The organism is Edaphobacillus lindanitolerans, from assembly GCF_900156305.1.
In the GTDB taxonomy this organism is placed as follows: Bacteria; Bacillota; Bacilli; order Bacillales_A; family Planococcaceae; genus Bhargavaea; species Bhargavaea lindanitolerans.
In genome coordinates this window covers 706,507-722,665 of the sequence record NZ_FTPL01000001.1, presented here as the reverse complement: position 1 = coordinate 722,665, position 16,159 = coordinate 706,507, and the positions used below count along the sequence as shown (strand labels likewise).

Annotated in this window: 17 protein-coding genes; 9 read left to right on the top strand and 8 right to left on the bottom strand. The window is 56.5% G+C overall.

From position 1 onward, the window contains the following. Nucleotide 1: 1 nt before the first annotated feature. Both hisG and B0B07_RS03425 read right to left on the bottom strand, forming a co-directional pair. Nucleotides 2-604, bottom strand: coding sequence for an ATP phosphoribosyltransferase (gene hisG, locus B0B07_RS03430; RefSeq protein WP_076756953.1), 603 nt, complete (start codon nt 602-604; stop codon nt 2-4). 39 nt (nt 605-643) lie between these two features. Then, entirely contained in the window at nt 644-1,471 is an 828-nt protein-coding gene (locus B0B07_RS03425) for an ATP phosphoribosyltransferase regulatory subunit (RefSeq protein ID WP_076756952.1), read from the bottom strand. A 103-nt stretch (nt 1,472-1,574) separates the two neighbouring features. On the opposite strand from B0B07_RS03425, the gene hisJ reads away from it, so the two are divergent. The 3 genes from hisJ to B0B07_RS15525 all read left to right on the top strand — a co-directional run bounded on the left by hisJ (nt 1,575) and on the right by B0B07_RS15525 (nt 4,029). Next, a complete protein-coding gene (hisJ, locus tag B0B07_RS03420; RefSeq protein ID WP_076756951.1) occupies nt 1,575-2,366 on the top strand; it encodes a histidinol-phosphatase HisJ in 792 nt (263 codons plus the stop codon). 67 nt (nt 2,367-2,433) lie between these two features. Beyond that, on the top strand, nt 2,434-2,865 hold the full coding sequence (locus B0B07_RS15530) for an AMP-binding protein (protein WP_076756950.1): 432 nt from the start codon (nt 2,434-2,436) through the stop codon (nt 2,863-2,865). A 48-nt stretch (nt 2,866-2,913) separates the two neighbouring features. Next, nucleotides 2,914-4,029 (top strand): class I adenylate-forming enzyme family protein, encoded by a 1,116-nt coding sequence (locus B0B07_RS15525; protein ID WP_076756949.1) that lies wholly within the window; start codon nt 2,914-2,916, stop codon nt 4,027-4,029. Between the two features lie 48 nt (nt 4,030-4,077). Here the strand turns inward: B0B07_RS15525 and hisC are convergent, their stop codons facing one another. Continuing rightward, nucleotides 4,078-5,136, bottom strand: a complete 1,059-nt coding sequence (gene hisC / locus B0B07_RS03405; protein ID WP_076756948.1) for a histidinol-phosphate transaminase — start codon at nt 5,134-5,136, stop codon at nt 4,078-4,080. A 116-nt stretch (nt 5,137-5,252) separates the two neighbouring features. Between hisC and B0B07_RS03400 the strand changes: the two genes are divergently transcribed. Continuing rightward, complete coding sequence (locus tag B0B07_RS03400; RefSeq protein WP_144264278.1) at nt 5,253-5,693, top strand: hypothetical protein; 441 nt, start codon at nt 5,253-5,255, stop codon at nt 5,691-5,693. A 43-nt stretch (nt 5,694-5,736) separates the two neighbouring features. Here B0B07_RS03400 and B0B07_RS03395 read toward each other — a convergent pair whose 3' ends face one another. After that, nucleotides 5,737-6,552 carry an MBL fold metallo-hydrolase gene (locus B0B07_RS03395; RefSeq protein WP_076756946.1) on the bottom strand — a complete coding sequence of 272 codons (816 nt, stop codon included), beginning with the start codon at nt 6,550-6,552 and terminating at the stop codon, nt 5,737-5,739. A 154-nt stretch (nt 6,553-6,706) separates the two neighbouring features. Here B0B07_RS03395 and B0B07_RS03390 point away from each other — a divergent pair, with 154 nt between their 5' ends. Genes B0B07_RS03390 through B0B07_RS03380 form a run of 3 tightly spaced genes read left to right on the top strand, consistent with a single transcriptional unit; the run spans nt 6,707 to nt 8,210 of the window. Further along, complete coding sequence (locus B0B07_RS03390) at nt 6,707-7,114, top strand: PaaI family thioesterase (protein ID WP_076756945.1); 408 nt, start codon at nt 6,707-6,709, stop codon at nt 7,112-7,114. Nucleotides 7,115-7,129: 15 nt separating this feature from the next. Further along, nucleotides 7,130-7,741, top strand: coding sequence for a pyroglutamyl-peptidase I (gene pcp / locus B0B07_RS03385; protein WP_076756944.1), 612 nt, complete (start codon nt 7,130-7,132; stop codon nt 7,739-7,741). Between the two features lies 1 nt (nt 7,742). Further along, nucleotides 7,743-8,210 (top strand): DinB family protein, encoded by a 468-nt coding sequence (locus tag B0B07_RS03380; protein ID WP_076756943.1) that lies wholly within the window; start codon nt 7,743-7,745, stop codon nt 8,208-8,210. Between the two features lie 76 nt (nt 8,211-8,286). Here B0B07_RS03380 and B0B07_RS03375 read toward each other — a convergent pair whose 3' ends face one another. The 4 genes from B0B07_RS03375 to B0B07_RS03360 form a co-directional block, all read right to left on the bottom strand. After that, nucleotides 8,287-9,576 carry an amidohydrolase gene (locus B0B07_RS03375; RefSeq protein WP_076756942.1) on the bottom strand — a complete coding sequence of 430 codons (1,290 nt, stop codon included), beginning with the start codon at nt 9,574-9,576 and terminating at the stop codon, nt 8,287-8,289. An 80-nt stretch (nt 9,577-9,656) separates the two neighbouring features. Beyond that, the gene (locus B0B07_RS03370) at nt 9,657-11,171 is read right to left on the bottom strand and encodes an AbgT family transporter (protein WP_407643855.1); all 1,515 of its coding nucleotides are present in this window, start codon (nt 11,169-11,171) and stop codon (nt 9,657-9,659) included. A 49-nt stretch (nt 11,172-11,220) separates the two neighbouring features. Further along, nucleotides 11,221-12,657, bottom strand: coding sequence for a M20 family metallopeptidase (locus tag B0B07_RS03365; RefSeq protein ID WP_076756940.1), 1,437 nt, complete (start codon nt 12,655-12,657; stop codon nt 11,221-11,223). Between the two features lie 145 nt (nt 12,658-12,802). Further along, the gene (locus B0B07_RS03360; protein ID WP_076756939.1) at nt 12,803-13,111 is read right to left on the bottom strand and encodes a DUF3243 domain-containing protein; all 309 of its coding nucleotides are present in this window, start codon (nt 13,109-13,111) and stop codon (nt 12,803-12,805) included. A 155-nt stretch (nt 13,112-13,266) separates the two neighbouring features. Between B0B07_RS03360 and B0B07_RS03355 the strand changes: the two genes are divergently transcribed. Further along, nucleotides 13,267-14,643 (top strand): sigma-54 interaction domain-containing protein, encoded by a 1,377-nt coding sequence (locus tag B0B07_RS03355; RefSeq protein ID WP_076756938.1) that lies wholly within the window; start codon nt 13,267-13,269, stop codon nt 14,641-14,643. 151 nt (nt 14,644-14,794) lie between these two features. Further along, nucleotides 14,795-16,120, top strand: coding sequence for a branched-chain amino acid transport system II carrier protein (gene brnQ, locus B0B07_RS03350; RefSeq protein WP_076756937.1), 1,326 nt, complete (start codon nt 14,795-14,797; stop codon nt 16,118-16,120). Nucleotides 16,121-16,159: the final 39 nt, after the last annotated feature.

The following is a 16,159-nucleotide window of genomic DNA, read 5'->3' as shown; positions in this document are numbered from 1 at the left end:
TTCAGTTCACCCTCAATTCATTGATGAATGCGCGGATTTCCGCGGATCTCGTGAAGAACGCGTGCTTGTTTGCGATGAGCCGGGCATTGATCGGATCGAGCACAACCCGTTCCTGAAGCCCGTTCATCCGGAGCGTCTCGCCGGACTGGACGATGTCAACGATCGCGTCCGCCATCCCGATCACCGCCGCGAGTTCCACGGAGCCGTTCAGCTTGATGATCTTCACAGGCTTCTCCGAGCGGTCAAAGACCGACTTGGCATAGTTCACGTATTTCGTTGCGATTGTCCGGTATTCCGGAAGCTCTTCCTTGGAGGCGAGCGCAAAATGGCAGCGGCCGAACGGCAGCTCGAGCAGTTCATTCACATCGGTGCCGTTCTCGGCGAGGATGTCGCTGCCCGTGATTCCGAGTTCGGCAATGCCCTCCTCGACGTAAGTCGGCACATCGTCACCCTTCACGAGCAGAAAGCGGATCCCCTCCGTTTCGACGAGCAGCTCACGCTGGGCAGACTTCAGTGCACCGTGCCAGCGGGGATGCCCGTTCTGTTCAAGGTAATTCAAAAAGCTCTTCAGGAGCCGTCCTTTGGACAGTGCAATCGTAATCATCCAAATCATCCTTTACACCGTGAATAAAAGCGGAACTGTTCAATAAAAGATTCCCATGCCGAACGCCTTTTTCCGGGCGGTGTACTGTCCGCCGGAGGCGGCAGGCGCCGTGTGACCTTCCCCGTAGAGCCGGATGAAGACGCCATCATAGTAAGACTGGGCCGGCAGTGCGGTGATGTCCGGATAGACCGCTTCAATCCCGGACCGGCGGAGAGTCTCCTCCCAGCCGGTCAGCTCTTCCAAAATCGGACTGATTTCCGGAAAGATGGAGCGGAGCTTATGAATCTGCGCTTCGGGGCGGTCGCCGAGGAGTGCGGGAAGCGGATGGTTACCGAGCAGTCCTTTCAGTGCGGACTCGCTCCGCTGGGACAGGGCCCGCCGGATCGCCGGTTCCGCCATTCTGTCTTCGCCGAGGATCATCGGGAGAAGGGCATAGTGGCTGATGACTGCCATACGGGGCAGTCCGCCGAGCCGGCCATCCATGAATTCAATCAGCAGGCCGAGTGCATCCTGCTGTTCCGCACTGCTGTCGGAGAACACCTCCATCCCGAGCTGGGAATGCTCGCTTCCCGTGTGAAAGACAGGTCCGGAGTAGACAGCCCGCTCGGCATCGATCTTGTATTTGTTCAAATAGCGGACAATCGAGTTTGTCCAGTCATGGCGGAGCGCATGGACGGTTCCGTTCTGGACCCATGTCTCCCGCTGGGGCATGAGCAGCAGGTCGTCTTCTGTCATGCCCCCCCAGTCGAACGCTTCAACGACAGGAAGGTCGATGATGCCAAACCCGTGGCCGTGGAAAAATGAGAGAAACTCGATTTCCAGCTGTTTCTGTTGGATCAGCTTCGGATTGTAGATGAACGACGTCATTCGGATGTCACCTCTTCACTTCATTGCTTTACCATGTTAAAGTAGTAGATGGGTGAAATACTAACATAGCATTTGAAACATTGCAACAGGAGGGGATGGGAATATGGCAACAATAGACGGACATGTCCACTCGCCGTTCTGCCCGCACGGGACAGATGCACCGATGGAGGACTATGTGATAGAAGCGGAGCGTCAGGGGATTGAAGTGCTTGTCTTCACAGAACATGCGCCGCTCCCGGAAGGATTCACGGACCCGGTACCTGAACAGGACAGCGCCATGCAGGCGGAGGATGTCGGAAAGTACGTGGCCGAAGCGGCACGGCTGCGGAAGAAATATGCCGGCCGGGTGGATGTCCGGTGCGGGTTCGAAATCGATTATATAGAAGGGTTTGAGAGGGAAACGCTCCACTTTCTCAGGAAGTACCCGGAAGAGGTCCGGAACTCGCTCTTGAGCGTGCACTTTGTCCGGCTGCCGGACGGCTGGTTCTGCGTGGACTATGGAGCGGATGAACTGGCAAGGAAAGCGGAAGAGCCCGGGTTGGAGATGATCTACCTTGCATACGGTGAGGCGATCCGGAAAGCGGCTTCCAAGCCGTTCGGCGAGCTGAATCCGCCTGTACTCGGACATGTCAACCTGATCCATAAATTCAGGAAGCGGATTGCGCCGGCCCGGGATCCGATCGACTGGCGGGAGGTATTGGCCACCGCCGCAGAGAACGGATACCGGCTCGACTTTAATCATGCCGGTCTTCGGAAGCCGGACTACGGGATGACGTATCCGGAAGAATGGATGGCCGATGAGGCACGGAGACTCGGCCTCGGATTGCAGACCGGCTCGGATGCGCATTCACCTGAGGATGTCGGGCGGGGATTTGCCCCTCTGCCGGAAGCGTGAGAGGAGAAGGGATTTACCGCCCGCTGTGGAACATAGTGAAGAATGGACTGCAGGGAGGGATCGGAGAATGAATGGGACGGTTGCTGAAAACCAGAAGACCCGATTGGTGGCCGGGGACATTTTAAGACGTGCGGCAGAACGTTTCCCGGACCGTCACGCATTCACGTTTCTGGATGCAACGGGCAAGGAAGAACAGATTTCATACCGTGATCTGAATGAACAAGTGAACCGGGCTGCCAATGCCCTGTCGGAAAAAGGGATACAAAAAGGAGACCGGGTCGTCGCGGTGGGAAGAAACAGCCCGGAGTTCGTCATCATGGCTTTTGCGGCAATGAAACTAGGGGCTTGGATCACCCCGCTGAATTTCATGCTGAACTCAGCTGAACTGGCGAGATTGATCGAGGCGGCCCGCCCGGCCGCAATCTTTGCCGCCGGGGACAGCATAGAGACCGTGCGGGCAGGAGACTGGCCAGCGGAAGAAGTAAATGTCCTCATCTGAGGAAGAGTCGGGGAACTGCCCGAAAAGTGGACGGCATTCGAGGATTTGATGAGCGGAGATGCTTCGGAGCCCGCGGCAGTCATCGATGATCGGGACATTGCGGTGATGTTCTTTACCAGCGGCACGGAGTCCATGCCGAAGGGCGTCATGTCAAGCCACCGGAATCTGTACATGGCCTCGCAGACATACGTTTCAGAAGGCACGTTTCTGCGTGACGAGACATTCGTCCTCGCACTTCCGATGATCCACGTTGCCGGTTTTGTCTGTGCTGTCACCTGTTTCACGACGGGTGCGGGGCTGGTCCTGCTTGAATTACCGGTTCCGGGACAGATCGCGGCTGCCATGGAGTCTTACAACGCAACGACCACGGGACTGCCGCCAACCTTGTATCTGGCCGTTTTGAACGATCCGGGGACATCTTCCCGTGATTTGACGGGGATGAAGAAGTTGGTGACCTGGTCAAGCACGATCCCGAAAAGCATGATTGACGGCTGGAATGAACTAGCGCCCGGGGCGAGGTTCCTGACCGTCCAGGCCTCGACGGCATCCACAGCATGTCCGATCACAGCAGGTTGGTTCAAGGAGTGGGATGAAGTGCCCGGCCAGGACGGCCGCTATATCGGGGAAATCACGTATCCGGCTGTGGATATCCGGATCGTTGATGAATACGGAGAAGAGGTTCCGGCAGGCATTGCGGGCGAACAGCTGATCCGCGGCCCCGTCGTGACCGCCGGCTATTTCGAGAACAGGGAAGCCGATTTGAAGGCGTTCAGAGACGGCTGGTTCCATACGGGCGATATCGTTGCCAGAGATGAAGACGGCCATTTATTCTTTGTGGACCGAAAAAAGGATATGGTGAAAAGCGGCGGCGAGAACGTTTCGAGCCAGGAAGTGGAAAGCATCCTCGGCCGTCATCCCGACGTTTTGCAGTGTGCGGTGATTGGACTGCCCGATGCTCACTGGGGGGAGGCGGTAGCGGCCGTCATCGTAAAAAGAGAAGGATCCACACTGAACGAAGATGAGGTGAAGACGTTCTGCCGGGAATATCTGGCGGGCTTCAAAACACCGAAGCATGTCTACTTCCGCCGTTCGCTTCCGGTCACGTCTGCAGGCAAACTCCTGAAGCGGGCACTGAAAGATGAATTTGTGGCAGAGCCGACATAAACACGAAGCAGGCCATCCGGGATCTTCCGGATGGCCTGCTTTCTGCTGTTACTCAGCCAAGACTTCATGTAAGACGCCGATCAGCTGATCCATCTGCCCGTCTGTTCCGACGGTGATCCGCAGATAGTCCGAAATGCGGGGTCTGCTGAAGTGGCGGACGAGGATGCCCCGCTCCTTCAGTTCCGAATAAAGTTGTTCAGCAGCCATCCCGGGATGCCTGCAGAACAGGAAGTTGGCAGAAGAGGGGAGGATGCGGAATCCGAGTTTTCCGAGCCGATCCGCTGAACGGCTGCGGGTCAGAAGGACCTTGTCCGTCATCTCCCTGAAATAGGCCGCGTCCCGGAATGCCGCTTCAGCGCCGCTCTGCGACAGCCGGTCGAGCGTGTAAGAGTTGAAGGAATCCTTGATCCGCACAAGCCCCTCGATGAGCTCGGGCCGGCCCAGTGCATAGCCGACACGGAGACCGGCGAGCGAGCGGGATTTTGACGTTGTGCGGGTGACGAGCAGGTGATCATACTCAGAAATCAGTCCGGCAGCCGAAGGTCCTGCAAAGTCGATGTAGGCTTCGTCGATGATGACCACCCTGCCGGGGTTGGCCTCCAGGATTTTCCGGATGCCGTCAAGCGGCTCGTATATGCCGGTCGGTGCATTCGGGTTCGGAAGGATGATCCCTCCTTCGGACTGTTCGAACCCTGCGATGTCCAACGTGAAATCATCCCGGAGGGGCACCTCTTTGTACGGAATGCCGAACAGTTTGGCGTATACCGGATAGAAACTGTAGGTGATGTCCGGGAAGCGGATCAAACGACCGGGGTCGAAGAAGGCCATGAATGAGAACGCCAGCACTTCGTCCGAACCGTTGGCGACAAAAACATGGTCTTCCGTTAGATCTTCGGTCTCTGCGATCGCCCGGCGCAGTCCGTCCGCAGTCGGGGAAGGATACAGATGCAGCCTGGAGACCTCCTCCTGAATCGCTTCGGTCACCTTCGGACTCGGGGGGTACGGATTCTCGTTCGTATTCAGCTTGATGATCCCGGTATGTCCGGACTGTTCTCCCGGGACATACGGTTCTGTACGGCGCGTCATCTCGCTCCATAGTCTGCTCATCTATGAAAGCCTCCTTCCGCTTTAATGATTTAATACACTAAAGTTAACGGATCCGTTACGTGTTGTCAACGGAAGGAGCGGGTATAGTAGATTGTGTGAAAGGGGGGAGGATGACCATGAAAAAATATCTGGCCATCATGGCAACGGCGGCACTGCTGCTCGGTGCCTGCGGCGACAAACAGGAGAATCCGGAACAAGCCCCTGTGGATCCGGACACTGAACAGAACGGCGGCGGGGCCGGGGATCAGACCGACAAGGGAACTGTGACCGGAGACGCGGGCGGAGGAAGCAGCGAAGACACCATCCATGACGGTGAGGCACAGAACGCGGAACCGGCGAAAGACACTTCCGGTTATGAGGAACTCGAATACGTAGGCGATTCCTTCAATCCGGACGACTATGAGATCCGGGTCGCCAGCGACAATCCGGGCAACCGGGTGCTCCTGTTCATGGAAGGAGAAAAACCGGCTTACAAAACAGTCTATATCAAGCATGAGGACTTGCTGAAAATCATTTCGACCGATGAAGGCCTGTTGGAACAGGTCAACCTAAAATAAGGAATGCTTACCGAAAAACCTTTCCCGCAGCGGGAAAGGTTTTTTATTGGCCCGGATGTTCGTCAAGGATGGACGTGATGAGAAAGATGGAATCCCATTCGCCGGATGAAAATCGGGTGATCGGGTAAGAATTCGGAAACAGTACTTGTTGGATTTCCGTTGCAGGCCTGCCTTCACCGTGCAGCCGGAGGACATTTTCTCTCAGTGACGTCAGAAATTCAAGCTTACCGGTGAGCGCTTTCCTGCCGTCCTTCACATGCCCCGCATGACAGCAGAACATCTCGCCAAAGTCATGCTCCAGTACTGCCCGGATCGACCGGATCGTCTCGGGGATGTTCTCTTCCCGGAGGGCGACTTTCTGTTTCACGCTCACGAACAGATCGCCCGAAAACAACTGGCCGGTCGTTTCATCGAGCAGAGCGACATGGTCCGCCGCGTGGCCGGGGGTCCGGATGGCACGCCAATCGTGGGTGCGGGACGAAAAGGATCCGGGCATTCTCTCCGAGGCAAATGCAGGCCGGCTGCCCCAGAACAGCTTTCGGTACAGCGGATAGTTCGCTCTCCGGGCACAGTCTCCCGCATTCATTGGATTCATATAAACGGGAATTCCTTTTTCCGCACAAAACGCTGCGTTCCCTGAATGGTCCTCATGGCTGTGGGTGATCGCTGCCAGGTCCGGACTGACTTTCTGGATGAACGGACGGAAAAATTTCCGCAGGGAGTGGGCGCCCGTATCGAGCAGGACGCCGTCCGATTCATAGGCATAACAGGACAATGTGACACCGAGGCCCCGGTTGAGCCCCATGCAATATTGGACTCCGGACTGTTCGCCGGAAGTGCCGCTCCGCTTGAAGAGCATTTCCTCACCCCATGATTCAATCGTTGTTCTTTCACTCTACCACAGACAGCCGGCCATTCACCGGCAAATCAGCATATTCCCGGAATTCCTACGGAAACAGTCCGGTTTTTGGTATACTGGACTCAAGCAAACCAACACGAAGGAGTCCTGCATCATGATTGCAACGCAGCTTGACCGCGTCCGCGGGGAATTTGAAGACAGCGAATTTTTCCGTTTCCTCGGACTTGAGATTACGACACTTGAGGAAGGGGATGTCGAACTGCGCCTCCCGTACAAGCCGGAGCTCGACAATGTGCGGAGCACCGTGCACGGCGGGGTATACATGAGCGTACTCGACACGGTGATGGGGCTATTCATCCGGTCGCTCGGGTATGACGATACGATGACCATCCAAATGCAGACCCAGTTCCTGAAGCCGCTTGTCGGAGGGGCGATGACGGCACGGGCAGAGCTCATCAACAAAACGAGGAGCACGGTGCTGCTTGAGGGACGGCTTTATAATGAATCCGGTGAATTGATCGGTCATGCAACGGGTACGTTCAAAGTAATGAAATTTGATTGAGGGGATGTTTTGGGGATGAAAACAATTCTGCTGACAGGTTTTGAACCGTTTTTGGACTTTCCGGTGAATCCGACCATGCGGGTGGCGGAGGAATTGGACGGCACCGTGGTCGGAGATTACGAAATCACCAGCCGTATTCTGCCGGTTGACTTCAACAGGGCGGAAGCCCGGCTGATGGGCCTGATCCGGGAAGTGGAACCCGATGTGACCGTGTCGCTCGGGCTTGCCGGCGGCCGCAGTAAAATGACGCCGGAGCGGATTGCGATCAATGTCCAGGACGGAGCGCCCGACAATGAGGGAAACCAGCCTGTGGACAAGCCCATCAATGAAGATGCGCCCGACGCCTATTTCTCGACACTTCCTGTCCGGGAAATGGTCAACGCCCTGGTCGATGCCGGCCTTCCTGCCGAGATCTCTAACACGGCCGGCACTTACCTGTGCAACAACGTCATGTTCGGCGGACTCCACTATGCGGCGACGGAGCGGCCCGGCATGCGGGCCGGGTTCATCCACATCCCGGCTTCCCATGAACTGGCGATCCAGCACGGCAGGATTCCGAGCTGGAGCCACGAGGACCTGCTCCGGGGTGTCCGGATTTGCCTCGAAACAATCGCCGACGGCCGATAAAATGGACGACAAGTGCGCACAAGTATTCCGGCAGATCGAATTCATGCACGGATCGGTGCTCGGCATGGCCAATGTCCTGACAGAAGCTGATCTCGCTTATCGGCCATGGGCGGGGAAGCGGTCCCTCGGAGAACTGCTCGGCCATATGGCCCTGCTCTGCAGTGCAGACCTTCGCCTTTCGGACGGGGACACCGAAGATCAGATGAAGGTTTACTACAGAGAGAACCGGCCGGATGGCCTGAAAGAAAGCCTGTTGACGCTCAGCCGTTCCGTCGAAGAACTGCGCGGCCGGTATGACCTGTATACGGCTGCTTCCCTGGAAGAAAAGACGACGTCCTGGTGGGGCGCTACATACACCCGGTTCGGATGGCTGGTCCAGATCGCCGTCCACCTCGCCCATCACCGCGGGCAGCTTCACAGCATGCTTCTGACTATCGGGAAGGATCCTGAACGCCCGCTGTTCGAATAATAAAGGAAGTGCGCCGGCCGACAAGGGCTGGCGCACTTCTTTGATCTATGCAGGCATTCAGCTGTGCTGAAAATGTTCAGGCCCGGCCGTTCAGGTCGAGTGCGGCACGGAACAGGACATCCACTGCGGAGAACATCGTTTCCTCATTGATGTCGAATCGTTCGTTGTGGTGACCGGCTGCAAGGTCGGTGCCGGCGATGCAGTAGGTGGCCTGCCCGCCGTGGCGGATGACCCGGTCCATGAAGTAGGTGGCGTCTTCGGAACCGGCCGATGCATGGTCTGCAAGCATCACTTCGTCCACGTAGTCGGATTTTCCTGCAGAATCCGCCAGTCTGCGGGCAAGTTCTTCCGAGCATTTGCAGTCGATCGCTTCGCCGACTGTCCGGAAGTCATACCGGACACCGTACATGTCGGCTGCCCCGCGGATGATCCGTTCTGCCTGCTCTTTTACATACGCGTTCACTTCTGAATTCTCGCCCCGCGTCTCGATTTTCATGGAAGCATGGGCCGCGATGACGTTCCGGCCGCTTCCTGCATGAAGTTCACCGACATTTACACGGGTCGATCCGCCGGAGTGCCTGGAAATGGCATGAAGGTTGATTGCGGCGTTCGCAGCGGCAAGCAGGGCATTGCGGCCTTCTTCAGGTTTCGCGCCGGCATGGGAAGCGATCCCTTTGAATGTGACGTCAATTTTTGACGTCGCGAGGAAGCCGTTCGACGCGGCAAGGAATGTCCGGTGCGGGACGCCGGTGCCGACATGAGTGGCGATGAAGAAGTCGGCGTCGTCCACCACGCCGGCTTCCGCCATCGAGCGGGCACCTCGCGTGCCTTCTTCTGCAGGCTGGAAGAGGATCCGGACGGTCCCGGCAAGCTGATCCGCCTTTTCTGCAATCAGGCGGGCAAGGCCGAGCCCGATCGATGTGTGGGCATCATGCCCGCATGCGTGCATCGATCCGTCATTGACCGAGCGGAAACCTTCCGACTGCGGGACATGCCCCGCGTCTTCGGATTCGAGGATCGGGAGGGCGTCCATATCGACCCTGAATACGGTGACGGGACCAGGGCGTCCCGTTTTCCAGTCAGCCGCGATGCCGGTGTACCCGTCCTTGAACCAATCCACCGTTTCGGGAACGGCGCCATTCTCCTTGGCCCATTTGAAATGGGCGGCTGTCTCTGCATCAGTGGGCTTGCCCATAACGGCATCCGGTTCCATGACGTCCAGTCCTGTCCTGACCCCGAAGCCGAGGCGGAGGAGCTCGGCAGTGACGAGGGAGGCTGTACGCATTTCAAGGAAGCCTTGTTCGGGGTGGCGATGGAGATCCCGGCGGATTTCAATGAGATCTCGTTTCATTTGTTCATTCAGCATGGCATTTCCGTCCCTTCATCATGTCATTCATCAAATCAGTACAATAAACGCCCCCGATCGGCTGCCGGGGGCGTTGTTCCTTACAGGTAAGGCGTGATGCCGGGCCCGAACGGGATTCCTGCATAGAAGAATAGGAGGATCAGGATGATCCAGGCGACAAGGAACGAAATCGAGTATGGGAGCATCAGGGAGATGAGCGTCCCGATCCCGGCTTTCTTGTCGTATTTTTGCATGAATGTGAGCACGACCACCATGTATGGCATCAGAGGTGTGACAATGTTTGTCGATGAATCGGCTATCCGGTAGGCGGCCTGTGTGAATGCCGGATGATAACCGAGCTGCATGAACATCGGCACGAAGATCGGTGCTTCCAGCGCCCATTTGGCCGATCCGGAAGTGATCAGGAAGTTCATGCAGGCGGTAAAGATGATGTAGCCGATGATGAGGCCGATTCCGGTGAAGTTCACGCTTTCCAGGAATTCTGCACCGTTGACGGCAACCCAGATCCCGATGTTCGACCAGTTGAAATAGGCAATGAACTGGGAAATGGCGAAAATGAGGACGATGTAGCTGCTCATGTCTTTCATCGCTTCGGCCATGTAGGCGGCAATGTCTTTTCCGCTTTTGATCTTGCCGACGGTGACCCCGTAGGTGACCCCGACGGTCAGGAACAGGAAGAGCAGAATAGGCACGATCCCGGTGAGGAACGGAGACGGGATGACTTTTCCTTCCTCGCTCCGGAGCGGACTCCAGGAGAAGCCGACCGACAGATAGACGAGGACGAGGAAGATGAGTGCGGCAATCATCGAATTCCGGAACCCTTTGCCGGCATTCGGCGGGTCTTCCTCGACATCCACTTCCACGGCTTCACCCGAATACTTGCCAAGACGCGGCTCGATGAATTTCGATGTGATGAATCCGGCCAGGAAGGTGATGACGAAGACGGAAACGATATTGAAGTACCAGTTGTCGGCAGGGGTCACGACGATGGATTCGTCGATGATTTTTGCAGCTTCCGTGGAAATCCCGGCCAGCAGGGCATCGGTGCCGACGATGAGCAGGTTGGCCGTGAATCCGGCGCCGGATGAGGCATAGCCGACGGCCAGCCCGGCGAGCGGGTGGCGTCCGACTTTGTAAAAGACCATGGCCGCAAGCGGCGGGATGAGAAGCATCGCTGCATCGGACGCCAGGTTGCCCATGACTCCGACGAACGCGACCGAATAAGTGAGAAGCCATGGCGGAGACTTCATGATCGTCTTCCGGATGGCATAATCGAGCATGCCGACCTTTTCGGTGAGGCCGATCCCGAGCATCATCGCGAGGACAATGCCGAGCGGGGCAAAGCCGGTGAAGTTTTCGATCATCGAGGTGACGATATACCGGAGACCTTCACCGGATGCCAGGTTTTTGATCGTGAGCGTCTCGCCTGTTCCCGGGTGTGTGACCTGTGCGTTGAACAGGCTGAAGATCCAGGACAGGATGATGACGCCGAGCGCCATGTACACAAACAAGATGAACGGATCCGGCAGTTTGTTGCCGACCCTTTCAACCCCGTTCAGGAACTTGTTGAAGAACCCCTTTTTTGCTGTTTCCATCATTTCCCCTCGATTCGTTCATATGTTGGAGGCCCGGTGCCGATGTTCGTCAGGCGTTTAGTTTGGACGGCTTGACATGGTCGGGGATCGGGTTGGTGTACGGATTATCCTTCTGGAATGCGGTGAATTCTTCCTTGACCGACTCCAGCAGGCCAGGGTTCTGGAGAACCTTCATCCCGGTGAGACCCATGGATGCGGCGGCCCGGAGCATCGCCTTGTGAGCGTTCGTCGAGAGGCCCTGGCTCGTCATCTGCCAAGTGTGGAGAGGCGTCCCGATGGCAGAAGTGGACGTGGTGAGCTGCGCGGTCGGAACAACCCAGCTGACATCGCCGACATCGGTCGAGCCGGCAAGAACTTCATCGGTCTCGACATACGGGCCTACGGTATCGGCGATATATTTTCCTTCATACTCACGGCCGTCCCCAAAGTATCCGAAGCCCCGCATGCCGTTGAATGCGTCTTGCTGCTCGCTTGCCGAGAGGGAGTCGAAAATGGCTTTGGCAAACTCCTTTTCCTCCTCGGTCGGCTCTCCGGGGCCGATTTCCTGCAGGCTCTCATAGAGGAGCCGCTCGGCGGCGCGGTTCGGTATGTAATTCGAACAGGCTTTGTTGAAGTCGATCTCCAGCCCGGTTTCCGTCATGAGCGCGGCGCCTTCCGCAATTTTGATGACCCGCTTGTAAATCTCATCGACCTGCCCGATTTTCGGTGCCCGGATCAGGTAGAGCACTTCCGCTTCTGCCTGGACCACGTTCGGCGAGATGCCGCCTGTGTTCGTGACGGCGTAGTGGATGCGGGCTGCGTCAATGATGTGTTCCCGCAGATACTGGACGCCGACATTCATGAGCTCCACCGCATCCAGCGCACTGCGTCCGAGGTGAGGGGAGTTTGCCGCATGCGTCGGAATCCCCTTGAATCGGAAGAAAACCTGGTAGTTTGCAAGGGAGCTGAGTGACATGATGGCATTGCCCGGCGATGGATGCCAGGTAAGGGCAAGATCCAAACCGTCGAATAAGCCTTCGCGGACCATGAATGTCTTTCCGGAACCGCCTTCTTCACCCGGGCAGCCGAAAAATTTGACGGTGCCGGGCAGGTTGTTCTTCTCGAGGAAAGCCTTGGCGGCACAGGCAGCGGCGAAGGCGCCGGTGCCGAGCAGATTATGCCCGCAGCCGTGGCCGACATGGCGTTCCCATTGGACAGGCTCTGCGATATTCGGCTCCTGGCTGAGACCGGAAAGGGCGTCGAACTCGCCGAGGAATCCGATCACAGGGGCCCCCTCGCCGTATTCTGCGATGAAGGCGGTTTCAATTCCGCCGACATGGCGTTCCACCCGGAAGCCGGCCTGTTCACATTGGTCGGCCAGGAACCTGGATGATTCGTATTCCTCGAACCGAGTTTCCGGATGATTGAAAATGTATTCGCTTACTTTTTCGAACTCACTTTTGTTCTCGGATAAGTAGTGCTCGATGAACGATTTTAAATCTGTCATTTCCCCCGACACCCCTCGCAATATTTAGATAATGAAAAATTTCTAAATAAGCATACAGACTTCGACATCGTTCGTCAATGGCAACATAAAGGAAGAAACATTAAAAAACCGGAGAGCATCGGCTCCCCGGTTCCTTTAAAAAAATTCAGTCATTCTGTACGAGTTTGACGAGCATGTGGGCAAGATGGTGCTGTTCATCTTTGTTGCCGGCTTTCCACAGTTCCGCCAGAAGGTATTGTTCGCGGTTGCGGGGCTCCTCGTGCTTGGCCAGGTAGTTGGCGACGAGTTCGGCACCTTTGGCGAGTTGTTCCTCGCTCAGGCCCATCTTCTCGCCTTTTTCCACTTTTTCGGATAAGAATTGCTTGAAGTGGTTGAAGTTCTCGAGAATCTGTTCTTTTTCTTCCTGATCGTAGTCACCCATACGGTTTTCGATCTTCTCTTTGAAATCATCCATGAAATTCCACTCCTTTCGTTTTAAGCCTAATGTCTTTATGCCCGGGTTGAAATGAAAGTAAACAGGCCACCTGCTTTATTTGGGCGCCTGATGAAATAAGGGACAACATGATTTAGAATGGGTGAAAGGGCTTGCGTTGGATTGGAGGGAGCGGAATGCAGCAGATAGATCCAAAAGCCGTGATCCCGTTCGGCGAGTACGATAATGTGCTTGTGGTCGATGACAGGGGACGGACACTTTATTACGATATTGCCGATCTGAACATTCTGGTGAAGCTCGGTCACCGGCCGGAAGATTTTCTCGGCCGGGATGTGACGACTTTCTATACAAATTTGCCAAAGGAAGAAAGCACACTGTTCACCGTTTTGCGGACAGGGTCGGCGATGCCGAATATCGTCCAGAGGCTGGTCACAAAAACAGGCAGTGAATATACTTCGAAAAGCTCGACCTATCCGATCATTGAGGACCAAAAGATCATCGGTGCGATCGAGTTCTCGACCCACTTTTTCGGCAAGGATCAGCTGGCGCTCCTTGAAGGGTTCGCTGTACATCCGATGTATCGGAAAAACGGAACCATCTACACAGTGGATGATCTGATTTCCGAAAGTCCGGCAATGCTGGCGGTGAAGGAGCGGGTCCGCCGTGTCGCCGTCCGGGATACGACCGTCCTGCTTTCCGGCCCGACGGGGACCGGAAAGGAAGTGGTCGCCCAGGCACTCCATAACTTGAGCCGGCGCTTTGCCGGACCGTTCGTTTCAGTGGATTGCGGAGCCATCACGGAAGACACGATGGAACCGCTCCTGTTCGGATCGGCGAACGTTACGATGGAGGGATCTTCGGAACTCGCGGGTCTTTTTGAACAGGCACAGGGCGGCACCTTATTCCTGGATGAACTGAACGCGCTTCCGGTGACACTGCAGCCCCGTCTTTTGAAGGCAATCGAGGAAAAGCGAATTCGGCGTGCCGGAGGAATGTCCGATTTGATCTTGGACTGCCGGATCATTGCGTCAGTGAATGAAAATCCGGAGGAGCTGCTCGAGGCGGGGCGGCTCCGGGAAGACCTGTATTATCGGCTGGCAGTGGTGCAGATCGACCTGCCCCCGCTCAAGGAAAGGCCGGAAGACATCGGGCCATATATCCGGCATTTTATTCATTATTACAATCGTCGGATGGACATGGCCATCCTGGGGCTTGATGATGAGTCGATGGATGCGTTCCGGCGATATGACTGGCCGGGGAATGTACGGGAGTTGAGAAACGCGGTGGAGGCGGCATTCAACAATACGGACGGATCGGAAATCAGACTTGCCGATCTGCCGGGCCGTCTCCTGAAACGGACGGGCAAGGACGAATTGAGAAATCCTGCACTGGAACAGGGGAACCTGAAGGATGCGATCGATGGATATGAGCGGCGGTTGATCGAGTCGGAATATCTGAAAGCCGGGGGTGTGCTTGCGGAAACGGCCCGGAGACTTGGCATTTCAAAGCAGTCACTCAAGTACAAGCTCGATAAATACGGGTTAAGGGAATAGCTTTTTTGACGGAAGAGGAGAAAATTTTCTCCTCTTCCTTTTCTCTGTTTTCAGGGACTATAGTGAAGAGAATCAGTATTGAAAACATTGTCGGATGAGAATGGTGCTTGAAAGCGATTGCACCGTCTTGGTCCAGAAAGAAGTGATAAGCATGAGCAAAACGCTCCAGCACAGTATCATCCTCGGTTTTGCCTTGTTCGCCCTCTACTTCGGTGCGGGGAACCTCATTTTCCCGCCGACCATCGGCTTGTCGAGCGGGGACGGATGGATCTCTGCGATGATCGGATTCTCGGTCACGGGGATCGTCCTTCCGCTGCTGGCGGTACTGGCGATCCTGAATGCCGGGGGCAAGTTTGAAAACCTGACCCGTCCGATTGCGCCCTGGTTCCACACGGCCTTCAATCTTTTGCTCATGGTCGGCATCGGCGTGTTCGTCACGATTCCGCGGATGGCCGCCACGACCCATGAACTAGGGGCCGGCGTCCTGCTGCCGTCCCTGCCGCCGTGGATTACAGTCCTTCTGTTCTTTGCCGTCACTTTTTTCTTTGCGATGGATCAGTCCAATGTCATCGACCGGATCGGAAAATACCTGACCCCGGTGCTGGTCATCATCCTGCTCGTCATCGTCGGCAAAGGCCTCCTGTTTCCGATCGGCACACCGGTGGAAACCGGTACGGAAAATCCGTTCTCGATGGCATTCCTGAGCGCATACCAGACCGGAGACGTAGTGACCGGCGTGCTGTGCGCGCCGATTTTCCTCGCGGCCATCGCCGGTTACGGCTATACGGGCAGGAAAGCGCGGAAGATGGCGATCGGCGGCATCCTGATCGCGGGTGCCGGCCTGCTCGTCGTCTACGGCGGCCTGCTCGTCATCGGAGCCGGGGCAAGCGGGACACTCGGCGCAGGCATGTCTGATACGGCACTCGTGAAGGAACTCGTCGATCTCCTTCTTGGCGGTTCGGGTGCACTCGCCCTTGCGGTTGCCATTGCGCTCGCCTGCCTCACCTCGACGATCGGTGTCGTGGCGGTCATCGCCCAGTTTCTCGGGCATCTGTTCAAGGACCGTCTGACCTACCGGGTGTGGGTGTTGATCATCTGTGTGGTATCGGCATCGGTCGCGATGCTGGGAGTCGGGCGGATCATCGACTACACGATGTGGATCTTCACCCTGCTTTATCCGGTGGCGATCGTCCTCGTCTTTCTCGGTGTGTTCAATAGATTCATCCCGAATGCGGGCGTTTATCAGGGGGCGATCCTTCTGACCATCGCGGTGAGCGCGATGGAGACGCTGAAAGGATTCGGAATCGGGCTTTCGGTGATCGCGCCGGTTCTCGGTTCGCTGCCATTCGGGACAAGCGGATTTGCCTGGTTCATCCCGGCGCTCGCCGGGGCTGTCGGCGGTTATGTAATCCACCGGTTCCTGATCGGCGGCCGCATATCCGGAGGTGACACATTGAAAGGACAGGCCGGCGACTGATTCCGCCGCAGGACCTCCCATATCCGATTTCCATGAAAA